The 9,395-nt window shown below is 64.4% G+C and carries 7 protein-coding genes; 4 read left to right on the forward strand and 3 right to left on the reverse strand.

Going from position 1 to position 9,395, the window contains the following annotated elements; all coding sequences use genetic code 11:
* From EN781_RS16285 to EN781_RS34390, 3 genes are all read left to right on the forward strand, one after another.
* Nucleotides 1-227: antitoxin Xre/MbcA/ParS toxin-binding domain-containing protein (locus EN781_RS16285; RefSeq protein ID WP_127400146.1), on the forward strand; the 227-nt coding region annotated here is incomplete at its 5' end.
* A 376-nt stretch (nucleotides 228-603) separates the two neighbouring features.
* Nucleotides 604-1,746 carry a porin gene (locus EN781_RS16290; RefSeq protein WP_126056802.1) on the forward strand — a complete coding sequence of 381 codons (1,143 nt, stop codon included), beginning with the start codon at nucleotides 604-606 and terminating at the stop codon, nucleotides 1,744-1,746.
* A 260-nt stretch (nucleotides 1,747-2,006) separates the two neighbouring features.
* Nucleotides 2,007-2,180 (forward strand): hypothetical protein, encoded by a 174-nt coding sequence (locus tag EN781_RS34390; RefSeq protein WP_189347615.1) that lies wholly within the window; start codon nucleotides 2,007-2,009, stop codon nucleotides 2,178-2,180.
* 95 nt (nucleotides 2,181-2,275) lie between these two features.
* Here the strand turns inward: EN781_RS34390 and EN781_RS16295 are convergent, their stop codons facing one another.
* The 3 genes from EN781_RS16295 to EN781_RS16305 all read right to left on the reverse strand — a co-directional run bounded on the left by EN781_RS16295 (nucleotide 2,276) and on the right by EN781_RS16305 (nucleotide 7,119).
* Entirely contained in the window at nucleotides 2,276-3,376 is a 1,101-nt protein-coding gene (locus EN781_RS16295) for a sensor domain-containing diguanylate cyclase (RefSeq protein ID WP_126056803.1), read from the reverse strand.
* A gap of 126 nt (nucleotides 3,377-3,502) precedes the next feature.
* Nucleotides 3,503-5,782, reverse strand: a complete 2,280-nt coding sequence (locus tag EN781_RS16300) for an NADP-dependent malic enzyme (protein WP_126056804.1) — start codon at nucleotides 5,780-5,782, stop codon at nucleotides 3,503-3,505.
* A 146-nt stretch (nucleotides 5,783-5,928) separates the two neighbouring features.
* Entirely contained in the window at nucleotides 5,929-7,119 is a 1,191-nt protein-coding gene (locus tag EN781_RS16305) for a glycosyltransferase (protein WP_126056805.1), read from the reverse strand.
* A gap of 148 nt (nucleotides 7,120-7,267) precedes the next feature.
* Here EN781_RS16305 and mutS point away from each other — a divergent pair.
* A partial coding sequence (mutS, locus tag EN781_RS16310) for a DNA mismatch repair protein MutS (protein ID WP_127400147.1) occupies nucleotides 7,268-9,395 on the forward strand: 2,128 nt, incomplete at its 3' end.

The raw sequence follows: 9,395 nt of genomic DNA on the forward strand, positions 1-9,395 counted from the left end.
TCTTTCCGCTGGCCCAGTTCGTCGACGGCAGGCCGGCCGCGGGGATCAGAGAGCTGCTGGCGGTGATCGCCAATCCGAGGCTGGCCTGGTTCTGGCTGACCCGCCCTTCGCCCGATCTCGATGGTCGCACTCCCCTTGAAATGCTCAAGCACGACAGGGTGCGCGAAGTCATGCTGGCCGCACGCGACTTTTCGCCGACCAGCAATCCCAACGGCTCGCGAGTTTGATTTTTTTCTTTCAAATCAATTAGTTAAACGGCGGTTGCCGCGTCATTAACTAGTCGGCTAATGGTATTTCATGGAACAGTCCTCGTTGGATGTATCCCAGGTTGTGTAAATCTATAGTTACGTTTCGTTTGTACAACTTGTGCCATTTGTGCCAATTTCGACAATATATTCGTGGTATTTACGCAACAATACTTTTCCAAGATTCCAAAAGCCGCTTTTATGACACAATCTCTGTTGAACCGCGCTGCGACATGGGTCATGTGGAGCGCGAAGAAGCGGCGCGATGCGCGTCTTTTTCAACCGTGGGGACAGGGGGCGGCAACGCTGCCTTTCAAGAGATCAAACCCGTTTTAACTTTTGACTGGAGATTCAGAAAATGAACATCAAGAGCCTTCTTCTCGGCTCAGCTGCGGCCCTGATCGCAGTTTCCGGTGCGCGCGCCGCCGACGCCGTTGTCGTCGCCGAGCCGGAACCGGCTGAATACGTCAAGATCTGCGACGTGTACGGCTCGGGCTACTTCTACATCCCCGGCACCGAAACCTGCCTGCGCATCGGCGGCTATGTCCGTTACGACATCGGCTTTGGCGACGTCGGCTCGTTCGACGGTGCGTCGTCAGTCGACCACCAGGATGGCGACGAGCAGGACACCTGGAAGAAGAATGCCCGCTTCACCTTCAAGACCTGGACCGGCCAGGAAACCGAGCTCGGCACCTTGAAGACCTACACCGAAATGCGCTTCAACTTCGGCAACAGCAACGGCTATGGCACCCTCGCCTCCGGCAATCCCGCCGTCGACAAGGGCGTCTCGGTGAAGTTCGCCTCGATCCAGCTCGGTGGTCTGCGCGTCGGTAAGGACGAATCGGCGTTCGATTCGTTCATCGGCTACGCCGGCAACGTCATCCAGGATACGCTGGTTCCGTACGGCGATTTCGACACCAACGTCGTCCAGTACTACTTCGACGCCGGCAACGGCTTCTCGGCCGTGGTCTCTCTCGAAGAGGGCTCTGGCGTCGTCGGCACGATCGACAGCTATGTTCCGCATGTCGTCGGTGGCGTGAAGTACACGCAGGGCTGGGGCGCCATCACCGGCGTCGTCGCCTATGACAGCAACTACGAGGAAGTGGCCGGCAAGGTTCGTCTCGACGTCAAGCCGATGGACAACCTGTCGCTGTTCATCATGGGCGGCTACGGCACCGACGACAACCTCAACGATGACGCAGGCAACGTCATCGACGCGCATGGTCGCGGCTTCTACAAGCAGTGGAGCGGCAACTGGGCGATCTGGGGCGGCGGTACCTACACCATCAACGAGAAGACCTCGTTCAACGCCCAGCTCTCCTACGACGAAGGCAAGAACTTCGGCGTCGCGGCGAACATTGCCTATGAAATCGTCAAGGGCCTCAAGGTCACGGCCGAAGTCGACTATCTGCATGTCGGCGAAGATACCGTCACCAACTGGACCAAAGCCGACAAGGAAAACAGCATCGGCGGCATCCTCCGCTTCCAGCGCTCGTTCTGACCGGTTCTACAATCTTTGCAAGAAGGGCCCGCAGCACGTCGCTGCGGGCCTTTGTCTTTTCAGCTCAACCCCCGCCTGTCTAAGTGCCGAACAGACCCGCTCGCGCAGACCGTCCGGGACCTGGCCCACGACCGCGTCGAACGAGGCGACCGTCAGACCCTGGTCGATGCGCGTTGCTTCGGCGATGACGGCCCTGGCTTCCTCCGGGCGTCCGAACGCGGCGAGAGCGGCGGCCAGCCCCAACCTCGACCAGGTCTGCAATGGCCATTGGCGGCCACCACCATGGCCACCACAAGCACCACGCCTGGGGCTGGGGCGGGGTGACCATCGTGGCGTCCGACCATGGCGGCTGCGGCTATGAATTCTGGAAGTGGAAGGTGACCGGCTGGCGCTTCTGGAAGCGTGCCTTTCTCGCCTGCCGCGACTGGGAGTAGGGTGTCGCCACGCCTTCAAATGCCTTGCCTTCCCCTCGCCTCGCGGGGGGAAGGTTGCGGCCGATCCTGCTCGATGGATGCCGCGCCCGTCGGAGCTAGGCGATGCGGCGCTGGCGGCGTGACGACTGGCCGCCGCCGGCCCCGGGCTGCTCCAGCGCCAATTGGTCGGAAGTGACCAGCCGGCCACGGCCTTCCTTCTTGCCGACATACATATGCCGGTCGGCGAGCGCGACCAGCGCATCGGGATCAGCGGCTTCCGTCGGATAGATCGCGACACCGACGGTGCAGCCGACCTGGATGTCGCCGTTCGGGGCCGGAACCTTGATGCGCAGCCGCTCCAGCACGCGCTCCGCCACGCGCACCGCCTTCTCCCTGGCCTGGTCAGGCTTGCCCGAGAACAGGAAGGCGAACTCGTCGCCGCCGAGCCGCGCGACGAAGTCGGCGCTGCGCAGGATCGCGCGCAGCTTGTCCGACACGCGCTGCAACAGCGCATCGCCGGCCTCGTGGCCAAGCGTGTCGTTGACCTCCTTGAAGCGGTCAAGGTCGATGAACAGCAGGCCCGCCGCATCGCCGGTTGCGGCGCAGCGGCCGATCACCGATTTGAGCTCGTTGTGGAAGGCGCGCCGGTTGGGCAGGTCGGTCAGGAGATCGTGGTTGGCCGAATGGTCGCTCTGCTGCTTGGCCAGCTCGATCTCGCGCTTTTGCGCCGACAGTTCCTCGTTGGCGGCCTTGAGGTCGAGCAGCAGCTGCGCGTTGAGGTCCTCGACGACCTTGCGGTCGCTGATGTCGACGACGAACCCCTCGAGGAATTCGAGCCCGCCGGCCTCGTCCCAGACACCGCCGCCGATCTCGCGGACCCAGAGCGGCTCGCCGACCCTCGGCACGATGCGGTAGTCGACATTCCAGTTGCAGCGCGCCTCGAGCGCGGCGTCGACGGCAGCATAGACCGAAGCGAGATCGTCAGGATGGATGGCCGAAACGTAGTCGCGCACCGCATTGTGGATGAAATCGCTCGGCCGATAGCCGCTGACAGTGAGGATGCCGTCGCTGATGTAGAGCATCGTATAGGACTGGTCGTTGCGGCAGCGGTAGAGATAGCCGTCCATGCGACCGGTGATGCTGAGCAGCGCGTCCAGCCGCTCGTCGTGGTGGCCCCCCTGGCCGACCGCGGATGCAGAAACCCCGTCATGCTTCATGGCCGCACCCCCAAGTTAGCGGTCTGAGCGCGCCGTAGATGCCGTTACGGCAAGTCGGCAAGAGGTCTTCAATATCAGCTGAGTATTATCAATCTGTTATGGGAGGCGCCCTACGCGCACCGCTTCTCAGTTGCTCGCCGTGTAGGCCGCGATCGCCGCCATGTTGACGATGTCTGAGTCCTTGGCGTTCAGCGAGACGATCTGCACCGGCTTGTTCAGGCCGACCAGCAGCGGGCCGATAACGGTCGAGCCGCCGAGCTCCTGCAGCATCTTGGTCGAGATCGAGGCCGAGTGGAACGCCGGCATGATCAGCACGTTGGCCGGGCCGGTCAGCCGTATGAACGGGTATTGCGCCATGGCGCGGGCGTTGAGCGCCACGTCGGCGGCCATCTCGCCGTCATACTCGAAATCGACGCGGCGCTTGTCGAGGATGCGCACGGCCTCCTGCACGCGCTCGGAACGTTCGCCATGCGGATGGCCGAAGGTCGAGTAGGCGAGCATGGCAAGCCGCGGCTCATAGCCCATGCGGCGGGCAAAGCCGGCCGCTTCCTCGGCGATGTCGGCGATCTGCTCGGCATTCGGCATGTCGTGCACGGCGGTATCGGCGACTAGTACGGTCTTGCCCCGCGCGAGCACGATCGAGACGCCGATGACGCGGTGGCCCGGCTTGGCGTCGATGACGCGGCGGATGTCGTCAAGCGCGGTGGAGTAGTTGCGGGTGACGCCAGTGACGATGCCGTCGGCATCGCCCAGCGCCACCATGCAGGCGGCGAAGTGGTTGCGGTCATTGTTGATCAGCCGCTGGCAGTCGCGGAACAGGAAGCCCTTTCGCTGCATGCGCTCGTAGAGATAGTCGGTGTAGATGCCGTTGCGGCGCGACAGCCTGGCATTGATGATCTCGATGCCCTGCTTGTTGAGCTCGATGCCGGCGTGTTTGGCGTTTTCCTTGATGACGTCGTCGCGGCCGAGCAGGATGGCGGTGCCGAGATTCTGGTTCACATAGGAGACGGCGGCGCGCATCACCTGCTCCTCCTCGCCCTCGGCGAAGACGATGCGCTTGGGCTGGCGCCGCACGCGGTCGTAGATGCGCTGCAGGGTGGAGGCGATCGGATCGCGGCGGGCGGAAAGCTCCTGCGCGTAACGGCCGAGGTCTAGGATCGGCTTGCGGGCGACACCGGACTCCATCGCGGCCTTCGCCACAGCCAGCGGGATGGCGGCGATCAGGCGCGGGTCGAACGGCACCGGGATGATGTAGTTGGGGCCGAATTTCGGCCGGTTGCCCTGATAGGCGGCGGCGACGTCGTCGGGCACGTCGCGGCGCGCCAACTCGGCCAGCGCGCGCGCCGCTGCGATCTTCATCTCGTCGTTGATGGTGGTGGCGCGGACATCCAGCGCGCCGCGGAAAATGTAGGGGAAGCCGAGCACATTGTTGACCTGGTTCGGATAGTCCGAACGCCCCGTGGCCATGATGGCGTCGGTGCGGATCTCGGCCACTTCCTCGGGCGTAATCTCGGGATCGGGATTGGCCATGGCGAAGATGATCGGGTTCCTGGCCATCGACTGCACCATCTTGGTCGTCAGCGCGCCCTTGGCGGAAAGGCCGAGGAAGACGTCGGCGCCATCGAGAGCCTCGGCCAGCGAGCGCGCCTCGGTCTTGACGGCATGCGCCGATTTCCACTGGTTCATGCCTTCGGTGCGGCCCTGGAAGACGACGCCCTTGGTGTCGCACAGGATGATGTTTTCCGGCGAGAAACCCATCGCCTTCATCAGCTCGATACAAGCGATGCCGGCGGCACCGGCGCCGTTGCAGACCATCCTGGTGGTCTTCATGTCGCGGCCGGTGATCTCGAGCGCATTGATCAGGCCGGCGGCGGAGATGATGGCGGTGCCGTGCTGGTCGTCGTGGAAGACGGGTATGTCCATCAATTCGCGCAGCCGCTGCTCGATGATGAAGCATTCCGGTGCCTTGATGTCTTCCAGATTGATGCCGCCGAAGGAGGGACCGAGGAAGCGCACGCAGTTGATGAACTCGTCGGCATCCTCTGTGTCGACCTCGAGGTCGATGGAATCGACATCGGCGAACCGCTTGAACAGCACCGACTTGCCTTCCATCACCGGCTTGGAGGCAAGCGCGCCGAGGTTGCCGAGGCCGAGGATGGCGGTGCCGTTGGAGATGACGGCGACCATGTTGCCGCGCGTCGTGTAGTCGAAGGCGCGGCTCGGATCCTCGGCGATGGCGCGAACGGGAACGGCGACGCCCGGCGAATAGGCGAGGCTGAGATCGCGCTGCGTCGCCATCGGCTTGGTGGCGACGATTTCCAGCTTGCCCGGCCGTCCCATGGCGTGGAATTCGAGCGCCTCCTGCGCGCTGACAGAGGGACCGCTGCTTTCGGTTTTCCTGGCCATGGTCCTCTTGATTCCCTCACCAGTGCGGCACCCTTGAGCTGGACGCCATATTTTTTGTGAGCTTCCGGCTTAAGGCCACACGCCGTCGCTGTAAACCGCCAAGCGACGTGCAAACGCTGTTCCTGGGCCGGGCGCGATGCCGCCGTTCAGATCCCGCCCGACGAGGCGATAGCGGCAATCTCGCGCACATGCTCGCGCACAGGGGCCCATCGCGTCAGCCCCGCGGTGCCGGCGAACGGCCACTCGGCGAACGGCGGATCGCCGCTTCCCATGCGCCGCTTGAGCGCCGAGAGATAGGCCATCAGGTGCAGACGTTCGGCCCGCACCGTCTCCAGCGTGCGGCCGCGAATCTCCTCGCGCGGAATGGCGCGGTCGCGCAAGGTCTCGACGGCACGCCGGATGGCGGTCGGCTCGGGCTCGGCGATGATGCAGTAGTCCGGGTGGAAATACACGTCGCGGCCGCCGATGCTCGGCGTCGAGACGATCGGCAAGCCGGCCAGCAAGTACTCCATACTGGAGTACATTGCCCCCTCCACCGCCGACAGACAGAGCCCGACCGCGGCCTGGTTGTAAACATGGTTGACCTCGTCCGGCGAAAGTCGCCCGGCCAGATCGTCGACGAGCGGATTGGCGATCCGGTGCAGCGGCGACTGCGCCTGTAGGCGCCGAATGAAGGCGCGGTCGCCGGCCGGAGGCAATTCCCCGATCGAAGATGTCACATGGACCAGCCTCTCGATTTCAAACGCGAGGTAATGCCGCTTAGTGTGTGAGATACGGCCATTGTAGACGGCATCGTATTCGACCGACACGTCCGGCAGCGGTCGGAAGATGTCCTCCGAGATCATCAGATTGTGATTGGAGAAGATCGCATTGCCGCCTACGCTCGCAATCAAGCGGCGTTCCTCCTCGGTGTTGCAGAGGAAGATCAGCTCATGGTTGGGGCAGGCCCAGGCAAACCAGGCGAGGTCCCTGCCGATCTGATCGATGACGGCGGGCCTCTCCAGGGTCCAGTTCGGCATCAGCAGGAAAGTGGCGCGCCGCGATGCCAGGCGACGGGAAAGGGCGGCAAGCGCATAAAGCGGGCGGCGCCCGCCGACTGGCACGTAGAGGATCAGCGGATCGCGATTGAAGATGTGGACGGGGATGTCGATGCCGCCATCGAGATCGGATAACGGCCCGCGTGCAGGAAGAACGAAAGGAAACCTTGTCCGCAGCCATGCCTTTACCTTGGTTCTGGTGCGATTGGCGCGGTTGGTGGCAAGAAGCCGCACACGCCTGAGCGGCGAGCCGGCAGGACCGACCATCTCCTCGAACGTCTCGTGTCCGTCCTGCTTCATTGCCCCTATCCGCCTGTAATGCCGATCCCCGGGCGTGATCAGTATTCGCGATCGCGGCTTCAGGCAATGTGCTCATCCCGTGGCGGTTTCCCCCGCTTTTCAAGCCGCCGGCATTAAACCACGCGAGCTGTTCTGCTAGCGTGCCGGCATGGATATGCGCACCCCGACCGAACTCAACGCCCCCGAGGCGACCACGCCGATGCCCTTCGGCGGCGCCGTCACGCCGATGATGGAGCAGTATATCGAGATCAAGGCGGCGAACCCGGATTCGCTCCTGTTCTACCGCATGGGCGATTTCTACGAGCTGTTCTTCGACGACGCCGAGAAGGCAAGCCGGGCGCTCGGCATCGTGCTGACGCGGCGCGGCAAGCATCAGGGCCATGACATTCCGATGTGCGGCGTGCCGGTGCATGCGGCGGATGACTATCTGCAGAAGCTAATCGCGCAAGGCTTCCGCGTCGCCGTCTGCGAGCAGACCGAGGACCCGACGGAGGCCAAGAAGCGCGGCTCGAAATCGGTGGTGCGGCGCGACGTGGTGCGGCTGGTGACGCCCGGCACCATCACCGAGGACAAATTGCTGGCGCCGTCGGAATCGAGTTTCTTGATGGCGCTCGGACGCGTGAAGGGAGGCAGCAGCGATCATGCCTTCGCGCTGGCCTGGATCGAGATCTCGACCGGGGTCTTCCGCGTCGCCGAGACCACCGCCGACCGGCTGCTCGCCGACATCTTCCGCGTCGATCCGCGCGAGCTGATCGTCGCCGAGCCGGTGTTTTACGACCCCGAGCTGAAGCCACTGTTCGACGTCATCGGCCGCGTCGCCAGCCCGCAGCCGCCGTCGCTGTTCGATTCGGCCTCGGCCGCGGGACGCATCGCACGCTTCTTCGCGGTGGCGACGCCGGACAGTTTCGGGACGTTTTCGCGCGCCGAGCTGTCGGCCATCTCAGGCACTATTGCCTATGTCGAGAAGACGCAGAAGGCCGAGCGGCCGCCGCTGTCGCGACCGGAGCGCGAGGAGAGCGGCTCGACGCTGTTCATCGACCCGGCGACGCGCGCCAATCTGGAGCTCTTACGCACGCTGTCGGGTAGCCGCGACGGCTCGCTGTTCAAGGCGATCGACCGCACGGTGACCGGCGGCGGCGCGAGGCTCTTGGCCGACCGGCTGATGGCGCCGCTGACCGATCCGGCGGCGATCGGCGCCAGGCTCGATTCGGTGTCGTTCTTTCGTGCCGAAACCCGACTCTGCCAGGCGGCGCGGACGAGCCTGAAGAGCGTTGCCGACATGCCGCGGGCGCTGTCGCGACTCGCGCTCAACCGTGGCGGCCCGCGCGATCTCGGCGCGCTTCGCGCCGGCTTCGAGGCGGCGGACGCCATCGCACAGCTGTTCGCGGCGATCAGCCTGCCCGAGGAACTTGCGGCGGCGCTGGCATCGATCCAGGCTCTGCCGCGCGATCTGCGCGACCATCTCAGCCTGGCGCTGGATGAGGAATTGCCGCTGCTCAAGCGCGACGGCGGTTTCGTGCGCCGCGCCTACCATGCCGAGCTCGACGAGATGCGAGCGCTGCGCGACGAATCGCGCAAGGTGATCACCGGGCTGGAGCGCTCGCTGATCGAGGAGACTGGCATCCGCTCGCTGAAGATCCGGCACAACAATGTGCTCGGCTATTACATCGAGGTCACCGCCAACCACCATGCGGCAATGACCGGCAGCGACGAGAACAAGGCCCGCTTCATCCACCGGCAGACCATGGCCAACGCCATGCGCTTCACCACGACGGAGCTCGCCGAGCTGGAATCGAAGATCGCCAATGCCGCCGACCGGGCGTTGAGCATCGAGCTCGCCACTTTCGACCGGCTGATGGCGGAAGTCGTCGCCGAGGCGAACAGCATCCGCGCCGGCGCCGATGCGCTTGCGGTGCTCGACGTTTCGGCAGCCCTTGCGCTGCTTTCGGAAAGCGAGGCCTGGTGCAGGCCCGAGGTGGATTCCAGCCTCGCCTTCGAAATCGAAGGTGGCCGTCATCCGGTGGTCGAGCAGGCGCTGCGCCGCTCGGGCGAAGGCCCGTTCGTTGCCAACGACTGCGATCTTTCGCCGGAGGGCGGCGCCAAGGCCGGCGCGATCTGGCTTTTGACTGGTCCCAACATGGGCGGCAAGTCGACGTTCCTGCGGCAGAACGCGCTGATCGCCATCCTTGCCCAGACCGGCTCATTCGTGCCGGCGCAGAGCGCCCATATCGGCGTCGTCGACCGGCTGTTCCCGCGCGTCGGCGCATCCGACGACC

Origin of the sequence: Mesorhizobium sp. M4A.F.Ca.ET.090.04.2.1 (assembly GCF_003999085.1) — a bacterium.
GTDB lineage: Bacteria > Pseudomonadota > Alphaproteobacteria > Rhizobiales > Rhizobiaceae > Mesorhizobium.